At 66.5% G+C, this 22,204-nt stretch carries 23 protein-coding genes; 15 read left to right on the top strand and 8 right to left on the bottom strand.

Features of this window, described 5'->3' with window-relative positions:
• The first annotated feature begins 248 nt into the window (after positions 1-248).
• Positions 249-1,889, top strand: a complete 1,641-nt coding sequence (locus tag ASC93_RS23530) for a sensor domain-containing diguanylate cyclase (RefSeq protein ID WP_229412845.1) — start codon at positions 249-251, stop codon at positions 1,887-1,889.
• Between the two features lie 7 nt (positions 1,890-1,896).
• Here the strand turns inward: ASC93_RS23530 and ASC93_RS23525 are convergent, their stop codons facing one another.
• The 5 genes from ASC93_RS23525 to ASC93_RS23505 form a co-directional block, all read right to left on the bottom strand.
• Positions 1,897-2,235 (bottom strand): DUF1840 domain-containing protein, encoded by a 339-nt coding sequence (locus ASC93_RS23525; RefSeq protein WP_056448225.1) that lies wholly within the window; start codon positions 2,233-2,235, stop codon positions 1,897-1,899.
• Between the two features lie 70 nt (positions 2,236-2,305).
• Entirely contained in the window at positions 2,306-3,841 is a 1,536-nt protein-coding gene (locus ASC93_RS23520) for a hypothetical protein (protein WP_157202090.1), read from the bottom strand.
• Positions 3,838-4,578, bottom strand: a complete 741-nt coding sequence (locus ASC93_RS23515; protein WP_056448219.1) for an ABC transporter ATP-binding protein — start codon at positions 4,576-4,578, stop codon at positions 3,838-3,840. The genes ASC93_RS23520 and ASC93_RS23515 overlap by 4 nt, the downstream gene beginning before the upstream one ends.
• A 1-nt stretch (position 4,579) precedes the next feature.
• Positions 4,580-5,098, bottom strand: coding sequence for a hypothetical protein (locus ASC93_RS23510; protein WP_056448215.1), 519 nt, complete (start codon positions 5,096-5,098; stop codon positions 4,580-4,582).
• Between the two features lie 73 nt (positions 5,099-5,171).
• Entirely contained in the window at positions 5,172-5,936 is a 765-nt protein-coding gene (locus ASC93_RS23505; RefSeq protein WP_056448212.1) for an SDR family oxidoreductase, read from the bottom strand.
• A 235-nt stretch (positions 5,937-6,171) separates the two neighbouring features.
• Between ASC93_RS23505 and ASC93_RS23500 the strand changes: the two genes are divergently transcribed.
• Positions 6,172-7,131 carry a GlxA family transcriptional regulator gene (locus ASC93_RS23500; protein WP_056448209.1) on the top strand — a complete coding sequence of 320 codons (960 nt, stop codon included), beginning with the start codon at positions 6,172-6,174 and terminating at the stop codon, positions 7,129-7,131.
• 7 nt (positions 7,132-7,138) lie between these two features.
• Here ASC93_RS23500 and ASC93_RS23495 read toward each other — a convergent pair whose 3' ends face one another.
• Entirely contained in the window at positions 7,139-8,665 is a 1,527-nt protein-coding gene (locus ASC93_RS23495) for a YifB family Mg chelatase-like AAA ATPase (protein ID WP_056448206.1), read from the bottom strand.
• A 154-nt stretch (positions 8,666-8,819) separates the two neighbouring features.
• Between ASC93_RS23495 and ASC93_RS23490 the strand changes: the two genes are divergently transcribed.
• Complete coding sequence (locus ASC93_RS23490) at positions 8,820-9,122, top strand: hypothetical protein (RefSeq protein WP_056448203.1); 303 nt, start codon at positions 8,820-8,822, stop codon at positions 9,120-9,122.
• A 38-nt stretch (positions 9,123-9,160) separates the two neighbouring features.
• Here the strand turns inward: ASC93_RS23490 and ASC93_RS23485 are convergent, their stop codons facing one another.
• On the bottom strand, positions 9,161-9,409 hold the full coding sequence (locus tag ASC93_RS23485) for an accessory factor UbiK family protein (RefSeq protein ID WP_056448199.1): 249 nt from the start codon (positions 9,407-9,409) through the stop codon (positions 9,161-9,163).
• Between the two features lie 267 nt (positions 9,410-9,676).
• Here ASC93_RS23485 and ASC93_RS23480 point away from each other — a divergent pair, with 267 nt between their 5' ends.
• The 4 genes from ASC93_RS23480 (at position 9,677) to gshA (ending at position 13,839) form a co-directional block, all read left to right on the top strand.
• Entirely contained in the window at positions 9,677-10,423 is a 747-nt protein-coding gene (locus ASC93_RS23480) for a TorF family putative porin (protein ID WP_056448196.1), read from the top strand.
• Positions 10,424-10,435: 12 nt separating this feature from the next.
• A complete protein-coding gene (locus tag ASC93_RS23475; protein WP_025511601.1) occupies positions 10,436-10,774 on the top strand; it encodes a P-II family nitrogen regulator in 339 nt (112 codons plus the stop codon).
• 10 nt (positions 10,775-10,784) lie between these two features.
• Positions 10,785-12,344, top strand: coding sequence for an ammonium transporter (locus ASC93_RS23470; RefSeq protein ID WP_056448191.1), 1,560 nt, complete (start codon positions 10,785-10,787; stop codon positions 12,342-12,344).
• 193 nt (positions 12,345-12,537) lie between these two features.
• Positions 12,538-13,839 carry a glutamate--cysteine ligase gene (gene gshA, locus ASC93_RS23465; RefSeq protein ID WP_056448187.1) on the top strand — a complete coding sequence of 434 codons (1,302 nt, stop codon included), beginning with the start codon at positions 12,538-12,540 and terminating at the stop codon, positions 13,837-13,839.
• A gap of 174 nt (positions 13,840-14,013) precedes the next feature.
• Here the strand turns inward: gshA and ASC93_RS23460 are convergent, their stop codons facing one another.
• A complete protein-coding gene (locus tag ASC93_RS23460) occupies positions 14,014-14,730 on the bottom strand; it encodes a class I SAM-dependent methyltransferase (protein ID WP_056448184.1) in 717 nt (238 codons plus the stop codon).
• A 190-nt stretch (positions 14,731-14,920) separates the two neighbouring features.
• On the opposite strand from ASC93_RS23460, the gene gshB reads away from it, so the two are divergent.
• From gshB to ASC93_RS23420, 8 genes are all read left to right on the top strand, one after another.
• Entirely contained in the window at positions 14,921-15,868 is a 948-nt protein-coding gene (gene gshB, locus ASC93_RS23455) for a glutathione synthase (RefSeq protein ID WP_056448181.1), read from the top strand.
• Between the two features lie 4 nt (positions 15,869-15,872).
• The gene (locus ASC93_RS23450) at positions 15,873-16,277 is read left to right on the top strand and encodes a PTS sugar transporter subunit IIA (RefSeq protein WP_056448179.1); all 405 of its coding nucleotides are present in this window, start codon (positions 15,873-15,875) and stop codon (positions 16,275-16,277) included.
• A 63-nt stretch (positions 16,278-16,340) separates the two neighbouring features.
• Positions 16,341-16,610 carry an HPr family phosphocarrier protein gene (locus ASC93_RS23445; RefSeq protein ID WP_056448175.1) on the top strand — a complete coding sequence of 90 codons (270 nt, stop codon included), beginning with the start codon at positions 16,341-16,343 and terminating at the stop codon, positions 16,608-16,610.
• 38 nt (positions 16,611-16,648) lie between these two features.
• The gene (gene ptsP / locus ASC93_RS23440; RefSeq protein ID WP_056448172.1) at positions 16,649-18,400 is read left to right on the top strand and encodes a phosphoenolpyruvate--protein phosphotransferase; all 1,752 of its coding nucleotides are present in this window, start codon (positions 16,649-16,651) and stop codon (positions 18,398-18,400) included.
• Positions 18,401-18,434: 34 nt separating this feature from the next.
• Entirely contained in the window at positions 18,435-19,577 is a 1,143-nt protein-coding gene (locus ASC93_RS23435; protein ID WP_082548287.1) for a homoserine O-acetyltransferase, read from the top strand.
• Positions 19,574-20,194, top strand: a complete 621-nt coding sequence (gene metW / locus ASC93_RS23430; RefSeq protein ID WP_056448166.1) for a methionine biosynthesis protein MetW — start codon at positions 19,574-19,576, stop codon at positions 20,192-20,194. The genes ASC93_RS23435 and metW overlap by 4 nt, the downstream gene beginning before the upstream one ends.
• An 87-nt stretch (positions 20,195-20,281) precedes the next feature.
• On the top strand, positions 20,282-21,211 hold the full coding sequence (locus ASC93_RS23425; protein WP_056448163.1) for a M48 family metallopeptidase: 930 nt from the start codon (positions 20,282-20,284) through the stop codon (positions 21,209-21,211).
• Positions 21,212-21,218: 7 nt separating this feature from the next.
• Entirely contained in the window at positions 21,219-22,160 is a 942-nt protein-coding gene (locus tag ASC93_RS23420) for an RluA family pseudouridine synthase (RefSeq protein ID WP_056448161.1), read from the top strand.
• Positions 22,161-22,204 lie beyond the last annotated feature (44 nt).

Genomic DNA, 22,204 nt, shown 5'->3' with positions numbered 1-22,204 from the left:
AGGCTAGTTATATGCAGAAGCCCGCTCAGTTGATACTGAGCGGGCTTTTTGCTTTGGTGCGCAGGAAAATAAGGCCATCCGCTATAAAAATATTTGTGTAGCCGGCTGCGTATGTACGGTAGCATTTCAGTCTTTATTTTTTCGCAAACCGTATGAGCGCTGCCAGCGACACCGAAACACGAGCCAAGCGGACCAGGCCTGTTCGGCTCGCGGCATGGATGGTGTCGTTTGCCTGCCTGACGGTGGCGATGACTGCATTTCTGCAACTGAGTCTCGTCGACCATTTCGCCATCCGCCACGCGGCGGAAGAAGCCGGCTTGCGGCTGGAACAACTGTCGTGGCAAATGCGCGACTCCCTCGACCGCACGCTGGACCAGACGGTCCGCGATGTGACCTTGCTGTCGACTTCATCGGACGTCCGCGCCGCCCGGAGTCCCGCGGCGGTCAGGCGGGCACTCGAGAATTTCCAGCGCAATTTCCCCGACTATGCGTGGATCGGCATCGCACGGCCGGATGGCCGCGTGCTGGCCGCGACCGGCGGCTTGCTGGAGAATCGCGACGTCACCGCGCGTCCCTGGTTCCACGTCGGCCAACTTGCCGTTGTCGCGGAAGATTATCATCCTGCCGTCATGCTGGGCAGCCTGCTGCCGCGCACGTCCGACCCGTGGCGCTTCGTCGACGTGGCCGGCCCGATCCGGGATGCCGACGGTACGCTGCGCGGCGTCCTTGCCATTCACCTGAGCTGGAAGTGGGCGCGTACGCTCGCCACGGCACTGCTGACGCCGGCGCTGCGCGAATACGGCGCGGAGATCATCGTCGTGCGCAGCGACGGCGTCGTGCTGCTCGGCCCGGCCGATATCCTGGAAAAACCCATCGCGACCGAGAGCTTGCGCCGCGCGTTCGACAACGGCACCGGGGCGGTCAAGGAGCGCTGGCCCGACGGCCGGACCTATATGACGGGTTACAGCCAGACGGGGCGCGGCCGCGATCGCGCGGGCCTGCGCTGGGCCGTGCTCGTGCGCCAGACGGAAGTTGCAGCGCTGGCCTCGGCGCACGATTTCGAACGCCGCGTGCTGTGGCTGTGTCTCGGCCTGTGTATCGTCCTCGCGGCCGTGGCGGCCCTGCTGGCGCGGCGCATCGTCGCGCCGCTCAAGATGCTCAGCAGCGCCATTGAAGACCTCGCGCAGGCGCCCGCGCACGGGTCGCTTGCGCGGGTTCCGGCAGTGAACAGTTTTTACGAGGTGCAGGTGCTGTCGGAGGCGCTGCGCGATCTCGTCGCCAGCGAGCGCACGCACCGCGACACCCTCGAGCGGATGAACGCGCAACTCGAGGTGACGGTGGCGGCGCGTACGGCCGAGTTGCAGGGATTGCTGATGCGCGACGTGCTGACCGGCTTGCCGAACCGCCGCGCGCTGATGCAGGCGTTGCCGGAAGCGATGGCGCGGGCGGCGCGGCTGGGACGTCCGTGCGCGGTCCTGTTCCTCGACATGGACGGTTTCAAGCAGGTCAACGATACGCGCGGCCACGAAGAGGGCGACGAGTTGCTGCGCCAGTTCGGCATGCGTCTACTGAACGGCATCCGCGAGACCGACATGGCCGCGCGGCTGGCAGGCGACGAATTCGTCGTCGTGCTCGAGCTGTTGACCGATGCGCAGGATGCCGAAAACAAGGCGCATGTCCTGCTGGACGAGTTGTCACGTCCCTACCTGCTGGCCGGCGGCAGCGTACAGGTGGGCGCGAGCATCGGCGTGGCCCTGCAGTTGCCGCACGAACTGCAGGAGCCGGCCCGCCTGCTGGCCCGCGCCGACCAGGCGATGTATGAAGCCAAGCGCAAGGGCAAGGGCCGCGTCGCGCTGCCGGCGGCCGAGCTTGCGCGGGAAACTTCCTAGCCGGGGCTCAGACGCCCCAGAGCACGTCGGTCTGATGGTCGCGTGCGGCACGCAGCATTTCCAGCAGCGGGAAAGCGCGGGTCGAGAACGTCACTGCCTCGATCGTCTCGTGCTCGGTATCTGCTTCGCCGTGGTGCGCCTTGACGTCCTGCTCCATCTCGTCCGTGGCCAGGTGCTTGCGGCTTTCCTCGATCTCGCTTTCGAGCAGCTTGACCGCCTTGCCAGCTTCCTCGGCGGTAATGACGCCGCGTTCACTGTCCTTGTGCAACAGGTCGAGGATCCGCCTGGCGTGATCCTGGTACATCATGACGTTGGGGTAGGCTTTGGATTTAAAGGTAATAAGCATAGTTGTCTCATTCAATCGCTAGTAGCCAAACGATAACACGAGTGGCGCATGAAGGTCAGTGCGCTCGCTCTCACATCGGGCCGCGTCGGAACTGCCAGGCGAGCAGCAACACGCCCAGTCCCGCAGCCAGCAACGCTGCGGCCGCAAACAGCACCCAGCTTGCAGCGCCCGCGGCCAGGTAGACGAGCAGCCAGCCGAGGCCACCCCAGCAGAGACTGCTGATCATTTCCAGCATCCTGCTCAGGACATTTCCCTTGCCGCGCGTCTTGAAATCGCTGCGCGGCGCCGGCCGCCCCGTCCACAGCACGATGAGGCCGGCGCTCAGCACGGCCGCGCTGACGGTGAACGCGAAGAGCAGGCCGGTCAGCGGCGCGTGCACGATCAGCCACAGCAGCGGCAGCGCGACGATCAGCAGGGCAGGCATCGTGGCCGCGGCCAGCTTGGCCAGCTGCAAGGTGCGCCTCGATGCCGGTGCCGACAGCAGGAGGTCGGGCGCGTCCTCGGCCGAGATCACGATCCAGGTCAGGCTGCCCGTCAGCGAACTGCACAGCAGCGTGAGGCCGGCGCCGAGCGCGGCGCTGGTCGAATTGTCGCGCAGGATGGGAAGCACCAATGGCACGAGATAGATCAGCTGCAACAGCACCTGCGTGATCAGGTGCGGGTCGCGCGCGATCAGGCGCCATTCCTTGACGACGATCGTGTCGAACAGGCTGCCGCGGAAATGGAAGCGCACCGCGCCGGCCGGCCTGGCGCGCACGCGGCTGGCCCCGGCGGCCTGCTGGAGGCCATGGACGAAGAAGCGGTGGGTACGGCCCACCGTCAGCGCGAACGCGAGCGCAGCCAGCACGAGGGCGGCCAGCAGCGGCATGGGCGCGCCGAGGATGGCATGGCCGGGCAGCCACAACGCGCTGCCGGGGCCGAACAGGTGCTGGCCGGCGAGCATGGCCAGCAGCCGCGGTCCGGTGCTGCCGTCGTGGCGGGTGAAGTTGTACGCCTGCGACAGCAGGAACACCAGCGCGCCCGCGATGGCGGCCATTACCTGGGCCACGACGCGCGTGCGGCGCGCACCGAGCGTGTGCACGAGCGCCAGCGTCAGCAACATGCCGGCGCAGGCCATCAGCATGGCGCAGGCACAAATCACCACGTACAGCCCGAGCCATCCCGGATGCCCCAGCACCAGCGCGACGTTGGCGAACGGGCCCGCCAGGAACAGGTAAGGGGTGGCGGTGGCCGCCGCGATGCCGAGCAGGCGCACGGCGAAGACGCTGCGCGAGGGCAGCGGCGAGGACAGCAGCAGGTCCAGGTCGCCGCGCTCGAACAGCGCCATCACGCAGCTCGACAGGGCGCTCGACAGCATGAAGGTCGCGCACACGAGCAGGATGGCGGTGAGGGGAATGGCCAGGAACGCCTCGTCCATGCCGCTGTGCTCCAGTGCGCGCAGCATGGCGAACGCGACCAGGTGCTGCAGGAGCCCGACGGTGACGATGAACGCCATGCCGAAGCGTCCCCGGCCGCGCTTGCCGCCCTTGTTCAGTCCCGTGCCATACCATGCCATGCGCAGCTCATGGCCCAACAGCCAGAGGATGCTTCCGGGAGCGGCACTCATCCCGGCTGTCCTTCGGTCAGTTGCAGGAACACGTCTTCCAGGCTGCCGCCCTGCGTGCGTGCGCGCAGCTCGGCCAGCGTGCCCTCGGCGATCAGGCGGCCCTGGCGGATGATGCCGATGCGCTGCGCCAGGCGCTCCGCCACTTCGAGGATGTGCGTCGTCAGGATCACCGTGCCGCCCTTGTCGACGTGCGACACGAGCAGGTCCTTCACCTGGCGCGCGGCCGCGGCGTCCAGGCCGGTCAGCGGTTCGTCCAGGATCAGCAGTTCGGGCTCGTGGATCAGCGCGCCGGCCAGCGCCAGCTTCTGCTTCATCCCGCGCGAAAATCCTTCGGTCAGTTCGTGCGCGTGTTGCGTCAGGTCGAGCCAGTCGAGCAGGCGGCGCGCCCGGGGTTCGGCGTCCTGGGCGCGGATGCCCCACAGGCCGGCGACGAATTCCAGGTATTCCGTGGGCTTGAGTTTCCCGTACAGCAGCGGGTCGTCCGGCAGATAGGCCATGCCCCGCTTGGCGCCCGCGGGGTCGTGCGCGAGGTCGATGCCGAGCACCTCGACGGTGCCTTCATCGGGTGCCAGCAGGCCCGTGACCATGCGCAGCGTCGTCGTCTTGCCGGCGCCGTTGGGGCCCAGCAGCGCATACAGTTCGCCGCGCCGCACCGTCAGATCGAGGCCGTCGACGGCCGGACGGCCGAAGGATTTGCGCAGCGCCGACAGGCGCAGGGCGGGAGATGCAGTGTTCATGTCAGCGCAGCTTGAAGGAAGTGAGGAATTGTTCGACCTGCTCGGCCGGCAGCGCTTGCGTCTTGCCGAGCACGATCACCTGGTAGAAGCGCTTGCCGCGCGATTCGAAATGGCCGACGAGGCGCATCGGAACGCCCTGGCTGGTCCCGCTGGCGTCGATGTCGCGCGTCGCCCGGTCGTTGTTGTCCACCGTCGTATTCCGGCTCGTCACGGTGGCGCCGATGTTGCGCACCAGCGCGACCTCCATCGCTGCCAGCGCAGCCTGTGCGCGCGCGGCATCCGGTGCCTCGGCCGCGCCGACGGCGAAAGTCGCGCCGTCGACTTCGGCCGCCGTCATCGTCATGGCGACCTGCATCCCGTCCAGGTCGATGTTGCGGGTGAAGGTGGCCGGCTTGGCCGGGAACGTGACGCGGTAGCGGGCGTCCGGACTGGCATAGTCGCGCCAGTTGTATTTGGGGGAGCAGGCCGCCAGGAGGCACAGCGCGGCGGCCACGGAAAACGCGAAGAGTCGTCTTGTCATGACGCCATGGTAACAGGGCTTGCCGAGCGGCGAAACCGGCGGCCCGCGCAGGCCGCCCCGACCGCCCCGTTCTTCAGGCGCCCATGGGAATCGGATGTGCCGCGATGTGGGCGTTGAAGTCGTTGACCAGCTTGTGCTCGTCCGGGCCGACATTGTTGCGCAGCGGGACGGCACTGTCGACCAGCGCTTCTTCCCGGTTCGTGGCCAGTGCCTGCATGGTCTGGGCGATGAACGCGTCGAGCGGCATGGCGCGCGGATCGTCGCCTTTGTGGATCAGGTCGGTGTTGACCCAGGGCGGTGCGATTTCCTGCACCGTCACGCTGGTGGCGCGCAACATGAAGCGCAGCGACAGCGTGTACGAGTGCAGCGCGGCCTTGGTGGCCGAGTACACGGCGCTGGTGGCGATCGGCACATAGGCCAGCACCGACGTGTTGTTGACGATGGTCGAACGCGGCTGCTTCTTGAGGTGCCCGACGAGGCTGGCCGTCATGCGGATCGGGCCGAGCAGATTCGTCCCGACGGTCGACACGGCCGTCAGGTCGTCGATGGGGCCGGACGGATCGTCGAACGGCATGATGCCGGCATTGTTGACCAGGACGTTCAGCGCGGGGTAGTCCGCGATCAGCGTCGCGGCGGCGCGTTCGATGCTGGCCGGATCGGCGATGTCCAGTTCGATGGCGCGCATGCCGGGATTGGCGCGCGTCACCTCGTCCAGCAGGGCCTTGCGGCGACCGCTGATGATGACCTGGTTGCCGAGCCGGTGGAAGGCTTCCGCCAGGCCGCGGCCGATGCCCGAGGTGCCGCCCGTGATGAAAATGGTGTTGTCCGTCAGTTGCATGTTCGTTCTCCGGTTGTCGTCAGGGCTTTATGTTGGCGCAAACACTCGTGCCTTGAATGACAAAGAACCCTCGAATCAGGCCAACATGTGCGTATGCACATCTAAATAACCTCCTATCTACTTTGTCAGTTGTTTTTGGCCGGGGCCAAGCTGGTGTCGTATGATTACCATCATGCACTGCAGCAGACGCTGTAATCCGGTCCAGCCGGCAAGCCTAATCATCACTGAGGACAACATGAAACGCAGAATCGGACTCTTGCTGCCCCCCGGCTTCCAGGCCCTGGACCTGATGGCAACGACGGTGTATGAATTCGCCAACGCCCTGTCCGACGAACCCTTGTACGAAGTCACGATCCTGTCCGAGCACGGCGGCGCCATGGCCAGCTCCTCTGGCATCAACGTGCTGACGGACGCCGTCACGCGCTACGACTACGACACCCTGCTGGTGGCGGGGCAGATGGTGCCGCGCCGGCCGTCGTCGCCGGGCTTCGTCGAGATCCTGCGCCAGGCCGGCGTGCAGTCGCGCCGCGTGGGCAGCATCTGCACGGGCGCCTTCCTGCTGGCGGAAGCGGGCCTGCTGGACGGCAAGCGCGCCACCACGCACTGGTCGCTGGCGCGCGACCTGCAGCGCATGTACCCGAAAGTGCGCGTCGAGGAAGACCGCATCTTCATCAACGAGGGCAGGGTCTGGACGTCCGCCGGCATGACCGCGTGCGCCGACCTGTGCCTGGCCCTCGTCGAGAGCGACCATGGCATCGAGCTGTCGCGCAACATTGCCCGCAAGCTGGTCGTCTACCACCGCCGCAGCGGCGGCCAGTCGCAGTTCTCGGCCCTGCTGGAACTGGAGCCGAAATCCGACCGCATCCAGCAAGCACTGTCCTATGCCAAAACCCACCTGCGCAAGCCGCTGTCCGTGGACGAGCTGGCGGAAGCGGCCAACCTGAGCACGCGCCAGTTCAGCCGCACCTTCCGCATCGAGACGGGCCAGTCGCCGGCGCGCGCGATCGAGGTGCTGCGCGTGGAAGCGGCGCGCGCCATGATCGAGGGCAGCAACCATTCGATCGACGTGGTGGCGCGCGAGACCGGTTTTTCCGACCCCGAGCGCATGCGCCGCGCCTTTTTGCGCGCCTTCGGCCAGCCGCCCCAGGCCATCAAGCGCGCGGCGCGCGAGCAGGCGTCGACCGGGCTCGCCTGATTTTCCATCAGTGATCGCGCAGTCCGCGCCGGTACTGGATCGCCTCGGCCACGTGGATGGCCTGCGCCCTGTCCGACCCGGCCAGGTCGGCGATCGTGCGCGCCACCTTCAGCACGCGGTGGTAGGCGCGTGCCGACCAGTGCAGGTGCTGCATGGCGTCGCCCAGCAGGCGTTCGGCGGCGGCGTCGAGGCGGCAGTGGGTGTCGATCTCGCGCGTCGTGAGCTTCTGGTTGGCCTTGCCCTGGCGCGCCAGCTGGCGCGCGTGCGCGCAGGCGACGCGCTGCGCGATGGCGGCGCTCGGCTCGCCGTCGGCCAGTTGCGCCATCGTATCCGGCGCCATCGCCGCGACGGGGATCTGGATGTCGATGCGGTCGAGCAGGGGGCCGGAGATGCGGTCCTGGTAGCGCTGGACGCCGTCCGGCGTGCAGCGGCATTTGCCTGACGGATGGCCGAGCCAGCCGCACGGGCACGGATTCATCGCCGCGATCAACTGGAAATTGGCGGGGAAATCGGCCTGGCGGGCCGCGCGCGAGATCGTGATGCCGCCCGTTTCCAGCGGTTCGCGCAGCACTTCCAGGACCTTGCGGTCGAACTCCGGCAACTCGTCGAGGAACAGCACGCCGTGGTGGGCCAGCGAAACTTCTCCGGGGCGCGGCACGGGGCCGCCGCCGACGAGGGCCACGCCGGAGCTCGTATGGTGCGGGTTGCGGAACGGCCGCTTGCGCCAGCGCTCGATGGCGAAGCTGCCGGCCAGCGACTGGAGGGCTGCCGTTTCCAGCGCTTCTTCTTCGCACATCGGCGGCAGCAGGCCGGGGAAGCGGGATGCCAGCATGCTCTTGCCGGCACCGGGCGGCCCGATCAGCAGCACGGAGTGCAGGCCCGCGGCCGCCACTTCCAGTGCACGCTTGACCTGTTGCTGGCCCTTGACGTCGGCGAAGTCCGGGTACACGGGCGGGGCGTCCGCGGCGGCGGGCCGGTAGCGCGCGAGCCGCGCATCTTCGGACTTGGCCGCGAAGTGCGCGCACACCTCCAGCAGCGAGCGGGCCGGGTAGATGGCGGCGTCCGTCACGAGGGCGGCTTCGTCCGCGTTCGCCCAGGGCAGCACGAAGGCGCGCGCCGGTTCGTCCGGGTGTGCGTGGCGGCGCAACATCGCAAAGCTCATCGCCAGCGCGCCGCGCACGGGGCGCAATTCTCCCGACAGCGACAGCTCGCCGGCGAATTCGTAGCCGTCCAGCGCGCCGGCCGGGATCTGCTCCGACGCCGCCAGGATGCCCAGCGCGATCGGCAGGTCGAACCGTCCCGATTCCTTGGGCAGTTCCGCCGGCGCGAGGTTGATGGTGATGCGGCGGCTGGGCACGTCGAAGCCCGAGTTCTGCAGCGCGGCGCGCACGCGGTCTTTCGACTCGCGCACTTCGGCGTCCGCGAGGCCGACGATATTCATGGCCGGCAATCCGTTGGCCAGGTTGACCTCGACGCTGACGGCGGGCGCTTCCATGCCGGCGAGGGCGCGGCTCCTGAGGACGGCGAGGCTCAATCGGGTTCCTTCAGCGGTGGACGAGGCCCCATCTTAGGCAAGCGGAGCCGGTGCCTGTTGAGAGGGGACAGGCGCGCGTACCGAACTTTTTTCGCATGGGGTCTGGTAAGGTAGCGGGCCCGGCCGCCTGGCCGGCTTTGATCCCTATCGACGCATGCCCAGACTGATTCTTTCCCTGCTCGCCATCGCGGTCCTGTTCTGCCTGCTGTGCGGACCCGTGACCTGGGTGGCGCTGCGCCTGTGGCGGCGCGGGGACCTGGGCGCGTTCCGGCCGGTGCGCGGCGTCTGGATCGCGCAGGTGGCGCTGGCGTGTGCCTTGATGTTTGCCGCTGACAGTGCCGGGTTGCCCAATCCGGTGGGCTGGATGGTCGCGATCGTGCTTGCGGTCAGCCTGGGTGGGGCTGTCCTGTTCGCCACGTGGCGGGCGGTGGTGCGGGTGGCGGTGCGGCGACGATAGGAGCGGCGCGAGGGCGGCGCAAGGCCGCCCGCGGTGCGTCAAGCCTTGGTGTCGGCCGCCGCCACCTTGGCTTCCAGTTCGGCTACGCGCAATTCGAGCGCGTCGAGCTTGGCGCGCGTCTTCCCCAGCACCTGGGCCTGGATGTCGAACTCTTCGCGCGTCACGAGGTCCAGCTTCGAAAAGCCCTGGGTCATCATCGCCTTGACGTTGCGCTCGATGTCCTTGGCGGGCGAGTTTTCGAAGACTTCGTTGAGCTTGCCCTGCAAATCATTAAAAAAATTATTCATTTCACACTATTCCTTGAGTCGGTGCGACGCACCAAGACGGTGCGTATGTACCTGAATTGGTGCGTGCACCGGGACGGCGCACGCGTCCTGGTCTCGTTTGTTTTTTGAAACCAAAAAAGTGGGGGCATAAGGCGTGAAAAACAAGGCGATACCCGTCCCGGCAAGGGTGGCACGCATCCTGCTAATCAACCATAAACCATAACGGGGTCGCGATCCGGGATTGTAAACCGCAACTCAAGAATATGTTCAACTACAAGGGAGTGTCGTATGAAGCGTCGTAACAGCAATTGGCCCCACGTTGCAGTACTGGCCGCAAGCTTGTGGAGTCTCGGCATCGGGATGGCCAGCGCCGAGGAGCAGAAGCCGGACAATGAAGTGAGCTACAACGCGGCGGTGACGAGCGATTATCGCTACCGCGGCATTTCCCAGTCCCGCCTCGACCCCGCGCTGCAGGGCGGCGCCGATTACACCCACAACCCGACCGGCCTGTACGCGGGCACCTGGCTGTCGACCATCAAGTGGACCAAGGACCTGGGCGGCAGCGGCGACGTCGAATGGGATCTGTACGGCGGCAAGCGCGGCAACCTCAGCGCGGACGTCACGTATGACGTCGGCGGCCTGTACTACTTCTATCCGAGCAATGGCCTGCATCCCAACGCCAACACGTTCGAAGTGTATGGCCAACTCGGCTTCGGCCCGGCCTACGTCAAGTACTCGCATTCACTGACGAACCTGTTCGGCACGGCCGACAGCAAGGGCAGCGGCTACCTGGACATCGGCGCCAACGTCGACATCAGCAACGGCTTCACGCTGAACCTGCATGCCGGCCGCCAGAACGTGCGCCACAACGGTTCGTTTTCCTACACCGACTACAAGATCGGCGTGACCAAGGACCTGGGCGTCTGTTCGGTGGCCCTGGCCTTCATCAAGGCCGACACCAGTGCCTACCTGAGCCCGTCCGCAGAAAACCTGGGCAAGTCCGCGGCCCTGCTCACTGTTTCAAAAACTTTCTGAAGAGGCAAAAGCATGAAAATGATCACCGCCATCATCAAACCCTTCAAGCTCGACGAGGTGCGTGAAGCCCTCTCGGAAATCAACGTCCAGGGTATCACGGTGACCGAGGTGAAGGGTTTCGGCCGCCAGAAGGGCCATACCGAGCTCTACCGTGGTGCGGAATACGTCGTCGATTTCCTGCCGAAGACCAAGATCGAGGCAGCCGTCGACGACGCCATCGTCGACCAGGTGATCGACACCATTCAGAGCGCCGCCCGCACCGGCAAGATCGGTGACGGCAAAATTTTCGTCTCCAACCTGGAGCAGGTAGTCCGTATCCGTACCGGCGAAACCGGCAACGAAGCGCTGTAAGGGGAATCCGATGATCCATACAATCACAAAACTGATCGCAGGCGTGTCCGTCGCCATGGCGCTGGCCGCATCCGCGCCGGCCCTGGCCCAGGACGCCGCCAAACCTGCCGCCGCGGCCCCGGCCGCGAGCGCACCGGCCGCCGCTGCGCCGGCCGCCGACGCCGCGCCGGTTGCCGCCGCAGCCGCCCCGGCCGGCGCGGCGGCAGCACCGGCACCGGCCGCCGCTGCTCCGGCCGCCGCCCCCACGCCGCAGAAGGGCGACACCGCCTGGATGATGGTGTCGACCCTGCTGGTGATCATGATGACGATCCCGGGCCTGGCCCTGTTCTACGGCGGCCTGGTCCGTTCGAAGAACATGCTGTCCATCCTGCTGCAGGTCTTCATGATCTTCGCCGTCATCATCGTCCTGTGGTGCCTGTACGGGTATTCGCTGGCGTTCACCGAGAACACCGCGTTCATCGGCGGCTTCGACCGCCTGTTCCTGAAGGGGATCTGGGATCCGGTCAAGGGCGCGTTCTCGACCGCGGCCACGTTCAGCAAGGGCGTCGTCATTCCTGAATTCGTGTATGTGGCGTTCCAGGGCACGTTCGCGGCCATCACCTGCGGCCTGATCGTCGGCGCCTTCGCCGAGCGCGCCCGCTTCTCGGCCGTGCTGCTGTTCGTCGTGCTGTGGTTCACGTTCGGCTACCTGCCGGTCGCCCACATGGTCTGGTTCTGGACCGGTCCGGATGCCATCACCGCCGCCACCGCCGACGCCGAGACCGCCAAGGCAGGCTGGCTGTTCCAGAAGGGCGCCCTCGACTTCGCGGGCGGCACCGTGGTGCACATCAACGCCGCTATCGCCGGCCTCGTCGGTGCGGTCCTGATCGGCAAGCGCGTCGGCTACGGCCGTGAATCGATGGCCCCGCACTCGCTGACCATGACCATGATCGGCGCCTCGCTGCTGTGGGTGGGCTGGTTCGGCTTCAACGCCGGTTCGGCACTTGAAGCGGGCGACATCGCCGCGCTGGCTTTCGTCAACACCCTGCTGGCCACCGCCGCCGCCACCCTGTCGTGGGTCTTCGGCGAATGGATCACCAAGGGCAAGCCGTCGATGCTGGGCGGTGCCTCGGGTGCCGTCGCCGGCCTCGTCGCCATCACCCCGGCCTGCGGTTTCGTCGGTCCGATGGGCGCGCTGATCATCGGCCTCGTCGCCGGCATCGTCTGCCTGTGGGGCGTGAACGGCCTGAAGCGCATGATCGGCGCCGACGACTCGCTGGACGTGTTCGGCGTGCACGGCGTGGGCGGTATCCTGGGCGCGCTGCTGACCGGCGTGTTCGCGGCACCGCAACTGGGCGGCCAGGGCATCTTCGACTATGTCACCAACAAGATGTCCGCCGATCCGTACTCGATCGCCCACCAGGTGCTGGTGCAGGCGGAAGCCGTCGGCACCACCATCGTGTGGTCGGCCGTCGTCTCGTTCGTCGCCTACAAGATCGTCGACGTCGTCGTGGGCCTGCGTGTGCCCGAGGACGAGGAACGCGAAGGCCTGGACATCACGAGCCACGGCGAGCAGGCGTATCACTCCTGATTGTCGAATCGGCAATGTGGTTCAAAAAAGCGCTTTCGGGCGCTTTTAAAAAAAGGCGCCTTCTTGGCGCTTTCAAAAAAGCGCCTTCTTGGCGCTTTTTTGTTGCCTGAATGAATATGGGGCTTTAAAAAACGTTCAACCACCCCAATCTCGGCTTACCATATCGCCAAGAAGCCCGAAGGACGTCATTTTTATGGTTCCCCACCTCGCCACTGCCCTGACCGGTCCCCTGCTGGACCTGGAAAAGAAGATCCTCGAAGCCACGCCCGCCATCGAACGCTGGTTCCGCCTCGAGTGGCAGGAGCATACGCCGCCGTTCTATTGCTCGGTGGACCTGCGCAATGCCGGCTACAAGCTGGCGCCGGTGGACACGAACCTGTTCCCGGGCGGCTTCAACAACCTGTCGACCGAGATGCTGCCGCTGACGGTGCAGGCCGCCATGGCCGCGATCGACAAGTATTGCCCGGACGCCCGCAACTTGCTGCTGATCCCGGAAAGCCACACGCGCAATCCGTACTATCTGCAGAACGTGCAGCGCCTGATGCAGATCTTCCGCCAGACGGGCCTGCACGTGCGCCTGGGCTCGCTGTCGCCCGACGTGACGGAACCGACCCCGCTCGCGCTCCCGGACGGGAATATGCTCGTCGTCGAACCGCTCGTGCGCTCACCCAACGGCCGCCGCGTCGGCCTGGCCGATTTCGATCCGTGCACGATCCTGCTGAATAACGACCTGTCCGCCGGCATCCCGAGCATCCTGGAAAACGTCCACGAGCAATCGCTGCTGCCGCCGCTGCACGCCGGCTGGGCCGTGCGCCGCAAGAGCAATCACTTCAAGGCCTTCGACGAAGTCGCCAAGAAGTTCGGCAAGCTGATCGACATCGATCCCTGGCTCGTGAACCCGCTGCACAGCAAATGCGGCGAGGTCGATTTCCAGGAAGACGTCGGCATGGAGTGCCTGGCCGACAACGTGTCGGCGCTGCTGTCCAAGATCAAGAAGAAGTACAAGGAATACGGGATGAAGGACCAGAAACCCTTCGTCATCGTCAAGCCGGACGCCGGCACCTACGGCATGGGCATCATGACCGTCAAGGATGCGAGCGAAGTCAAGGACCTGAACCGCAAGCAGCGCAACAAGATGTCGGTCATCAAGGACGGCGTCACCGTCACCGACGTGATGATCCAGGAAGGCGTGCCCACGTTCGAGTCGATCAACGACGCGGTGGCGGAGCCGGTCGTGTACATGATCGACCGCTACGTCGTCGGTGGCTTTTATCGCGTGCATGCGGAGCGCGGCGTCGACCAGAACCTGAACGCGCCGGGCTCGCAATACGTGCCGCTCGCGTTCGCGCAGCAGCATGCCGTGCCGGACCTGAAGGCGAAGCCGGGGACGGCCGCGCCGAACCGGTTTTATGTGTACGGCGTCGTGGCGCGTCTCGCGTTGCTGGCGGCGTCGCTGGAGCTGGAACGGACCGATCCGGATCCGGAAATCTATTAATTGTCTGTGGACCGCATGCGTTTGGTGGGCTCGGGGAGCCCCAACCTACGGCTTGCGATATCGACGTAGGGTGGGCTCTCCGAGCCCACGCGGATGTTTGCGGCATGTGGCGTTACGCGTGGGCACAGGGTGCCCACCCTACGCTGGAGCGCTCGGACCCGGAAATCTATTGATTCATTCCGCCCGGTCCGTCTCGGGCTTGCGCGCCATGTAGATGAAGTGCGAGCGCAGCGGCGGGATCAATGTTGCCAGCGCTTCCGGTATCAGCCAGGGCAGGGCGGCCAGGGTGCGGCCCAGCGGCGGCGCCAGCACCAGCGTGCGGTAGTGGCGGCTGGCGGCGGGCCAGAAGCGCAGCAGTTCGACGTCCGTCACCTTGCGCACGTGGGCGTTGCGCGGACTGGCGTAGCGGAAGTCGAAGATCATCGTCCAGCCGCCCGGACGCAGCACGCGCCACATCTCGGCGGCCAGGTCGCGCCGCAGGTCTTCGTCCAGGATCGAGGAAAACACGGTGTGCGCGCTCACGAGGTCCATGCTGGCGTCGGGAAAGGCGTCGAGCTGCCCCAGATGCCAGCGGATGCCGGGCGCCGCGCGGGTGCGCGCCTGGTCGAGGCGGTCCTGCTGCAGTTCCGTGCCCGCCAGGTGGGCAGGCGTGGCGCCCCAGTCGATGAGCTGGCGCAGGAAGCTGCCGCTGCCGCAGCCCACGTCGAGCACGCGCACGGCGGACAGGTCGCGCCCCACCGTCAGCGGCAGCAGCTCGGCCAGCGCGCGCGACCGCGCCGCCGTCTGGCGGACGACGTCGGGCCGGTGCCAGGCATATTTCGCCAGCGCGGCCCCGCCATGCCATTGGCGATAGACCTGGTTGATGCGTTCCTGTTCGGCACGGTCGCTCATCGTGTCCTCCTCGAACGCATCTTCCCAAGCGGGCCGGAGGCACGTTTGAGGGTACGCAAATGCGGGCTGAATAGATGACATTTTGCCAATGGGAAGCTGCCTCGCCAACTCGTCCGGCGGTCGCGGCCGCCTTTCCGCGAACATCCGCGTTTCCGGCTAAAATCGAGGCATTGCCTCCATTGGGACCATCATGAAAATCGCTTTTCTCGCCGATCCGCTGTCCGGCTTCAAAATCTACAAGGACTCGACCTTCGCGATGATGCGCGAAGCCGTGCGGCGCGGTCACCGGATCTACGCCTTCGAACAGCGCCACCTCGTGCTGGAGGAGGGCGTCGTGACGGCCGAGGCGACCGAGATTCAGCTGACCGGCGACGCCGACGACTGGTACCGCGAGGGCGACACCGATATCGTGCCCCTGTCCGGATTCGACGCCGTCATCGAGCGCAAGGATCCGCCGTTCGACATGGAATACGTGTACGGCACCTATCTGCTGGAGCTGGCCGAGCGCCAGGGCGCGCGCGTGTTCAACAAACCCTCGGCGATCCGCGACCACAACGAAAAGCTGACCATCGCCCAGTTCAGCCAGTTCACGTCGCCGACGCTCGTGTCGTCGTCCGGCACGCGCCTGCGCGCCTTCCACGCCGAGCACGGCGACGTGATCTTCAAGCCGCTGGACGGCATGGGCGGCGCCGGCATCTTCCGCGTCAAGGACGATGGCCTGAATCTCGGTTCGATCATCGAGACGCTGACCGAAAACGGCGCGCGCACGATCATGGCCCAGAAATACATTCCCGCCATCGTCAAGGGCGACAAGCGCGTGCTCGTCATCGACGGCAAGCCGGTCCCGTTTTCGCTGGCGCGCATTCCGCAGGCCGGCGAGGTGCGCGGCAACCTGGCGGCTGGCGGCACCGGCGTCGCGCAGCCGCTGTCGGCGCGCGACCGCGAGATCGCGGAAACGCTCGGCCCCGTACTGGCCGCGCGCGGGCTGTTGCTGGTAGGATTGGATGTGATCGGCGATTTCCTGACCGAGGTGAATGTCACCAGCCCCACCTGTTTCCAGGAAATCGCCGACCAGACCGGTTTCGACGTCGCGGCGATGTTCATCGATGCCATCGAAAACCGGGTAACGGGAAACTAAGACAATGGTAGGCATTCTGCTGATGACCCACGCGCCGCTGGGCCAGGCATTCATCGCCGCGGTTGCGCACGTGTTCCGCGGCCCCACCGAGCGCTTCGAGGCGATCGACGTGACGGCGGACCAGGACACGAACGAAATCAACGCACTGGCGAAGAGCGCGATCGCGCGCCTGGACGAAGGCGACGGCGTGCTGGTCATCACCGACATCAAGGGCGGCACGCCGTCGAACTGCTGCAATTCGCTGGCCGAGGCCGGGCGCGTGGAAATCATCGCGGGCATCAGCCTGCCGATGCTGCTGCGCGCGATCACGTACCGGCGCGACACGCTGGACGTCGTGGTCGAGATGGCACTGGCCGGCGCCCAGAACGGCGCCGTCAGGGTGGACAACAGGATCCGGCTCGGCACCTGACCGGGGTCCGGGGCCGTCCTGAAACGTCCCGGGCGTATCTCAAGAGAAAACGACAACTACAATATGATTCAACAGGAACTCGAGATCATCAACAAGCTGGGCCTGCACGCCCGCGCTTCCGCCAAATTCACCCAGCTGGCCGCCAAGTTCCAGAGCGACGTCTGGCTCACCCGCAACGCGCGCCGCATCAACGCCAAGTCGATCATGGGCGTCATGATGCTGGCCGCCGGCAAGGGCGCCAAGGTGACGCTGGAGGCGGACGGCCCCGACGAACAGGCATGCATCGCGGCGCTCGCCGGCCTCATCAACGACAGATTCGGCGAAGGCGAGTAATGCCGGATACACGCGGCGGACGTCACCCGGGACCCTCCATGGCATCGTTCACATTGCACGGCATTCCGGTCTCGCGCGGGATTTCGATCGGGCGCGCGCACCTGCTCACGCCGGCCGCGCTCGACGTCAAGCATTACCTCGTGCCGGAAGAGCAGGTCGAGGCGGAAGTGAAGCGCCTGCAGGACGCGATCGCCGAAGTGCACCGCAACCTGCAGGAATTGTGGACCGAGCTGCCCAAGGAAGCCCCGACGGAACTGGGCGCGTTCATCGACGTGCATGTGCTGATCCTGTCCGATCCGATGATCTCGGAGGCGCCGCTCGACATCATCCGTTCGCGCCACTACAACGCCGAATGGGCGCTCGTCACGCAGATCGACGAGCTGTCGGCGCAGTTCGACGAGATCGAGGACGAGTACCTGCGCGAGCGCAAGCAGGACATCCAGCAGGTGGCCGAGCGCGTGCTCAAGGTGCTGATGGGGACCGCGCTGCCGGCGCCGCCGCCGGTCGGCGAAGACCACTTCCAGCCGCAGATGATCGTGGTCGCCCACGACATCTCGCCGGCCGACATGCTCGCGTTCCGCGACCGCTCGTTCGTCGGCTTCGTCACGGACGTGGGCGGCCAGAATTCGCACACGGCGATCGTCGCGCGCAGCCTGGACATCCCGGCCGCCGTCGGCATGAGCCAGGCGTCGCGCCTGATCGAGCAGGACGACTGGGTGATCGTCGACGGCGACGCCGGCGTCGTCATCTGCAATCCGAGCGCGCTCGTGATGGAGCAGTACCGCGCGCGCCAGGCCAACCTGATGAAGGCGCGCAAGCGCCTGCTCAAGCTGAAAAAGACGCCAGCCGTCACCACGGACGGCACGCCGATCACGCTGCTCGCGAACATCGAGCTGCCGGACGACTGCGGCCCGGCGCTGGAGGCGGGCGCCGTCGGCGTCGGCCTGTTCCGCTCCGAGTTCCTGTTCATGGGACGCGGCGCGCAAGGCCTCAAGGTGCCGGGCGAGGACGAGCAGTTCGAGCAGTACCGCAAGGCGGTGCTGGCGATGAAGGGCCGGCCCGTCACGATCCGCACGCTCGACGTGGGCGCCGACAAGCCGCTCGACCAGACCGAGCACACGGCGCTGAATCCGGCGCTGGGCCTGCGCGCGATCCGTTATTGCCTGGCCGAGCCGCAGTTGTTCCTCACGCAGCTGCGCGCGATCCTGCGCGCGTCCGCGTTCGGCAAGGTGCGCATCCTGATCCCGATGCTGGCGCATGCGTTCGAGATCGACCAGTCGCTCGCCATGATCGAACAGGCCAAGGCCCAGCTGCGCGAGCAGAACGTCAAGTTCGACGACGACGTGGACGTCGGCGCCATGATCGAGATCCCCGCGGCCGCGCTGGCGCTGCCGATGTTCGTGAAGCGCCTGGACTTCCTGTCGATCGGCACCAATGACCTGATCCAGTACACGCTGGCGATCGACCGCGTCGACTACGAGGTGGCGCACCTGTACAATCCGCTGCACCCGGCGGTATTGAACCTGATCGCGATGACCATCGAGGCCGGGCGCAAGGCCGGCGTCGACGTGGCCGTGTGCGGCGAGATGGCGGGCGACGTCAAGCTCACCCGCCTGCTGCTGGGCATGGGCCTGCGCGAGTTCTCGATGCATCCGGCCCAGCTGCTGGCCGTCAAGCAGGAAATCCTGTCCAGCGACCTGGCGCGGCTCGTGCCGCGCACCCGGCGCATCCTGCGCGCGATGGAGCCGGCGGCCATCGCCGAAGCCGTGGAGCAGCTGCAGTCCCTCTAGTCATTCGCAGCACACAATAATTTAACGAGTCTTCATGGGATCGATCGGAATAGTCTCCCCCCAGGCGATGCAGTTCGCTGAACCACTACATCTGCAAAGCGGCGCGGTGCTCGGCGATTACACGCTGGTGTACGAAACGTATGGCACGCTGAACGCCGACAAATCGAACGCGGTGCTGATCTGCCACGCGCTGAACGCGTCGCACCACGTCGCCGGCCACTACGCCGACCAGCCCAAGAGCGCCGGCTGGTGGGACAATATGGTCGGACCGGGCAAGCCGGTCGACACCGACCGCTTCTTCGTCATCGGCGTCAACAACCTCGGTTCCTGCTTCGGTTCGACGGGCCCGATGCACACGAATCCGGCCACCGGCAAGCCGTACGGCGCCGCCTTCCCCGTCGTGACGGTGGAGGACTGGGTCGCCGCGCAGGCGCGCCTGGCCGACCGCCTCGGCATCGAGCGGTTCGCGGCCGTGATGGGCGGCTCGCTGGGCGGCATGCAGGCCCTCGCGTGGAGCATCATGTTCCCCGCACGCCTGCGCCACTGCATCGTGATCGCATCCACGCCCAAGCTGTCGGCGCAGAACATCGCGTTCAACGACGTGGCGCGCCAGGCCATCCTCACCGATCCGGACTACCGCGGCGGCGACTTCTACGAACACGGCGTCGTGCCCAGGAACGGCCTGAAAGTGGCGCGCATGGTCGGCCACATCACCTACCTGTCGAACGACGACATGGCGGAAAAATTCGGCCGCAAGCTGCGCAACGCGGCCGAGCGCAACGAGTACAAATTCGACTTCGGCGTCGACTTCGAGATCGAATCGTACCTGCGCTACCAGGGCGATAAATTCTCGGAATACTTCGACGCCAACACTTACCTCCTGATCACGAAGGCGCTCGATTACTTCGACCCGGCGCGCGAACATGGCGGGGTGCTCGCCAAGGCGCTGGAAAACACGCGCGCCCAATACCTGATCGCCTCGTTCAGCACCGACTGGCGCTTCTCGCCGGAGCGCAGCCGCGAGATCGTCGAAGCGCTGCTGGCCAACCGCCGCAAGGTGACGTATGCCGAGATCGACGCGCCGCACGGCCACGACGCCTTCCTGCTGGAGGACGCGCGCTACATGAACATCGTGCGCGCCTACTACGAACGCATCTGGGCAGAGGAGGCCGCATGAAATTCGAAGACCTGAGCACCCTGCGCCCCGACCTGGCCTTCATCGCGCACTGGGTGGGCGACCGCGCGCACGTGCTGGACGTCGGCTGCGGCGACGGCGCCATGCTGCGCTACCTCGAACAGGCCAAGCGCTGCACCGGCTACGGCGTCGAGATCGCCGACGACAAGGTCCTGGAAAGCACGCAGCGCGGCATCAGCGTGATCCAGCACGACATGGAGCAGGGCCTCGGCCTGTTCGCGGACGATGCGTTCGACATGGTCCTGTGCCTGTCGTCGCTGCAGATGATGCAGCACGTGGAGGCGCGCCTGCGCGACATCGTCCGCGTGGGCAAGGAGGCGATCGTGTCGTTCCCGAACTTCGCCTACTGGCCGCACCGCGCCGCGCTGCTGAAAGGGCGCATGCCGGTGTCGCGCACGCTGCCTTACCAGTGGTTCGATACGCCGAACCTGCGCTACGCGACGATCTACGACTTCAAGGACCTGGCCGAGAAATGCGGCCTGGAAATGCTGGAATACGTCGCGCTGGCCGAGGGCAGGCCGGTGTCGTTCCTGCCGAACCTGCGCGGCAGCCTGGCCGTATTCCGCCTGCGCAAGCGCGATCTCGCCGGCAAGGCCTGAGCGTTTGCACTCGCATGCCCGCGTATCGTGTTGTACATACGTGCGTGTCGCGGGCATGATGTCGTCAGAACCCAGCAGGAGAACACCATGAATCCACTCTTCAAGCGCAGCGCGGCCGTGCTGTTTGCCGTGTGCGCCGCCACCCAGGGCGCGTACGCCGCGCGTCCCCAGGACGACCGCCCGAACCAGGGCCAGGTCGTGCAGGACGGCATCGCCGTCAAGCCGCTCAACCGCAACCGGATCGGCAGCGCATGGCGCGACATCGCCGCGCCCGAGGAAGCGGTCAACCAGCAGTCGGCCCAGCAATACCTGGCGCTGATGAGCAAGGCGAAGCAGGAGGGCGCGCTCGTGCCCGAATCCGATCCGCAGGTGCAGCGCCTGCGCGCGATCGCCAAACGCATCATCCCCAACACCATCCGCTGGAACCAGGACGCGCAGCAGTGGAAGTGGCAGGTCAACCTGCTGAAATCCGGTGAGGTAAACGCCTTCTGCATGCCGGGAGGGCGCATCGCCTTTTATACCGGCATCATCGACAAGCTGCGCCTGACGGACGACGAGATCGCGGCCGTGATGGGCCACGAGATCGCGCACGCGCTGCGCGAGCACGGGCGCGACCGCCAGAGCAAGGCGACGGCGACGGGCCTCTTCAGCCAGCTGGGCGGCACCGCGCTGTCGGCCTGGCTCGGCGTGGACGTGCGCGGCGCGGCGAATGCGCTCGGCCAGCTGGCCGTGCTGAAATTCTCGCGCGACGAGGAACGCGAGGCCGACCTCGTGGGCCTGGACATCGCCGCGCGCTCCGGCTACGACCCGCGCGCCGGCATCGCGCTGTGGAACAAGATGGCCGTCCTGAACCAGAGCGGCGCGCCGATCGAACTGCTGTCCACGCACCCGGGCGGCAGCGAACGCATCGAGCAGATCGAGAACCACATGAACGTCCTGCTGCCGCTGTACGCGCGCAGCAAGGGCGTGCCGCTCGACAGCCTGCCGCCGTACCGCAGCAACGTCGCACAGCGTTAGAGGACCGATGGCACGTTTCGTCAGGAAGGGCCACCAGGCCGCCGCCAATGCCGTCGTGCCGCTGCCGGTGAAGGACGGCGTGGCGCCCAGTTATCTGTGGATCACGGACACCCGCACCGGCGGCATGCTGGCCTTCCTGGAAGCGCGTTTTCCCGACGTCGCCGGCCCGTCCTGGGCCGAGCGCCTCGCGCGCGGCGACGTCGTCGACGGGCAGGGCGAGCGCCTCGGCGCCGACAGCCACGTGCGCCAGGGCATGCGCATCTGGTACTACCGCGAGCTGGAACACGAGACGCCGATCCCGTTCGAGGAATCGATCATCTTCCAGGACGAGCACCTGCTCGTCGTCGACAAGCCGCACTTCCTGCCGATGATCCCGACCGGACGCTTCCTGCGCGAGACGCTGCTCGTGCGCCTGAAGCAGGGATTCGACCTGCCGCACCTGACGCCGATCCACCGCCTCGACCGCGAGACGGCCGGCGTCGTCATCTTCTCGCACAACCTGGCCACGCGCGGGACGTACCAGTCGATGTTCCAGAAGCGCAGCATCCGCAAGGTGTACGAGGCGCTGGCGCCCGTGCTGGAAGGGCGGGCATTCCCGTTCACCTACCGGAGCCGCATGGTCGACGGCGACAAGTTCTTCGTGATGCGCGAAGAACCGGGCGAGCCGAATTCGGAGACGTTCGTCGAACTGCTGGAAACGCGCGGCGGCGTCGCGCGTTACCGGCTCCATCCGCACACCGGCCGCAAGCACCAGCTGCGCCTGCACATGGCGGCGCTGGGCGCGCCGATCCTGAACGATGCGTTTTATCCCGTCGCGCTGCCGTGCAAGGGCGACGATTTTTCCGCGCCGCTGCAACTGCTGGCGCGCGCCATCGCGTTCGACGACCCGCTCACGGGCGCGCCGCGCAGCTTCGCCAGCGCGCGCGCGCTGGACTGGCCGGCGCTGTAGAACCTGTCCGGCGGGCGCATGCATCCGCGTGGACGGGGGCCGCC

This window comes from Massilia sp. Root335 (genome assembly GCF_001425685.1).
In the GTDB taxonomy this organism is placed as follows: domain Bacteria; phylum Pseudomonadota; class Gammaproteobacteria; order Burkholderiales; family Burkholderiaceae_D; genus Telluria; species Telluria luteola.
This window is presented reverse-complemented; position numbering and strand designations above follow the sequence as displayed.

What these genes read in the sequence shown, in the direction of transcription:
- ASC93_RS23530 (WP_229412845.1), top strand. Translation starts at nt 249, where the DNA reads ATGACTGCATTTCTGCAACTGAGTCTCGTCGACCATTTCGCCATCCGC.
- ASC93_RS23525 (WP_056448225.1), bottom strand. Translation starts at nt 2,235, where the DNA reads ATGCTTATTACCTTTAAATCCAAAGCCTACCCCAACGTCATGATGTAC.
- ASC93_RS23520 (WP_157202090.1), bottom strand. Translation starts at nt 3,841, where the DNA reads ATGAGTGCCGCTCCCGGAAGCATCCTCTGGCTGTTGGGCCATGAGCTG.
- ASC93_RS23515 (WP_056448219.1), bottom strand. Translation starts at nt 4,578, where the DNA reads ATGAACACTGCATCTCCCGCCCTGCGCCTGTCGGCGCTGCGCAAATCC.
- ASC93_RS23510 (WP_056448215.1), bottom strand. Translation starts at nt 5,098, where the DNA reads ATGACAAGACGACTCTTCGCGTTTTCCGTGGCCGCCGCGCTGTGCCTC.
- ASC93_RS23505 (WP_056448212.1), bottom strand. Translation starts at nt 5,936, where the DNA reads ATGCAACTGACGGACAACACCATTTTCATCACGGGCGGCACCTCGGGC.
- ASC93_RS23500 (WP_056448209.1), top strand. Translation starts at nt 6,172, where the DNA reads ATGAAACGCAGAATCGGACTCTTGCTGCCCCCCGGCTTCCAGGCCCTG.
- ASC93_RS23490 (WP_056448203.1), top strand. Translation starts at nt 8,820, where the DNA reads ATGCCCAGACTGATTCTTTCCCTGCTCGCCATCGCGGTCCTGTTCTGC.
- ASC93_RS23485 (WP_056448199.1), bottom strand. Translation starts at nt 9,409, where the DNA reads ATGAATAATTTTTTTAATGATTTGCAGGGCAAGCTCAACGAAGTCTTC.
- ASC93_RS23480 (WP_056448196.1), top strand. Translation starts at nt 9,677, where the DNA reads ATGAAGCGTCGTAACAGCAATTGGCCCCACGTTGCAGTACTGGCCGCA.
- ASC93_RS23475 (WP_025511601.1), top strand. Translation starts at nt 10,436, where the DNA reads ATGAAAATGATCACCGCCATCATCAAACCCTTCAAGCTCGACGAGGTG.
- ASC93_RS23470 (WP_056448191.1), top strand. Translation starts at nt 10,785, where the DNA reads ATGATCCATACAATCACAAAACTGATCGCAGGCGTGTCCGTCGCCATG.
- gshA (WP_056448187.1), top strand. Translation starts at nt 12,538, where the DNA reads ATGGTTCCCCACCTCGCCACTGCCCTGACCGGTCCCCTGCTGGACCTG.
- ASC93_RS23460 (WP_056448184.1), bottom strand. Translation starts at nt 14,730, where the DNA reads ATGAGCGACCGTGCCGAACAGGAACGCATCAACCAGGTCTATCGCCAA.
- gshB (WP_056448181.1), top strand. Translation starts at nt 14,921, where the DNA reads ATGAAAATCGCTTTTCTCGCCGATCCGCTGTCCGGCTTCAAAATCTAC.
- ASC93_RS23450 (WP_056448179.1), top strand. Translation starts at nt 15,873, where the DNA reads ATGGTAGGCATTCTGCTGATGACCCACGCGCCGCTGGGCCAGGCATTC.
- ASC93_RS23445 (WP_056448175.1), top strand. Translation starts at nt 16,341, where the DNA reads ATGATTCAACAGGAACTCGAGATCATCAACAAGCTGGGCCTGCACGCC.
- ptsP (WP_056448172.1), top strand. Translation starts at nt 16,649, where the DNA reads ATGGCATCGTTCACATTGCACGGCATTCCGGTCTCGCGCGGGATTTCG.
- ASC93_RS23435 (WP_082548287.1), top strand. Translation starts at nt 18,435, where the DNA reads ATGGGATCGATCGGAATAGTCTCCCCCCAGGCGATGCAGTTCGCTGAA.
- metW (WP_056448166.1), top strand. Translation starts at nt 19,574, where the DNA reads ATGAAATTCGAAGACCTGAGCACCCTGCGCCCCGACCTGGCCTTCATC.
- ASC93_RS23425 (WP_056448163.1), top strand. Translation starts at nt 20,282, where the DNA reads ATGAATCCACTCTTCAAGCGCAGCGCGGCCGTGCTGTTTGCCGTGTGC.
- ASC93_RS23420 (WP_056448161.1), top strand. Translation starts at nt 21,219, where the DNA reads ATGGCACGTTTCGTCAGGAAGGGCCACCAGGCCGCCGCCAATGCCGTC.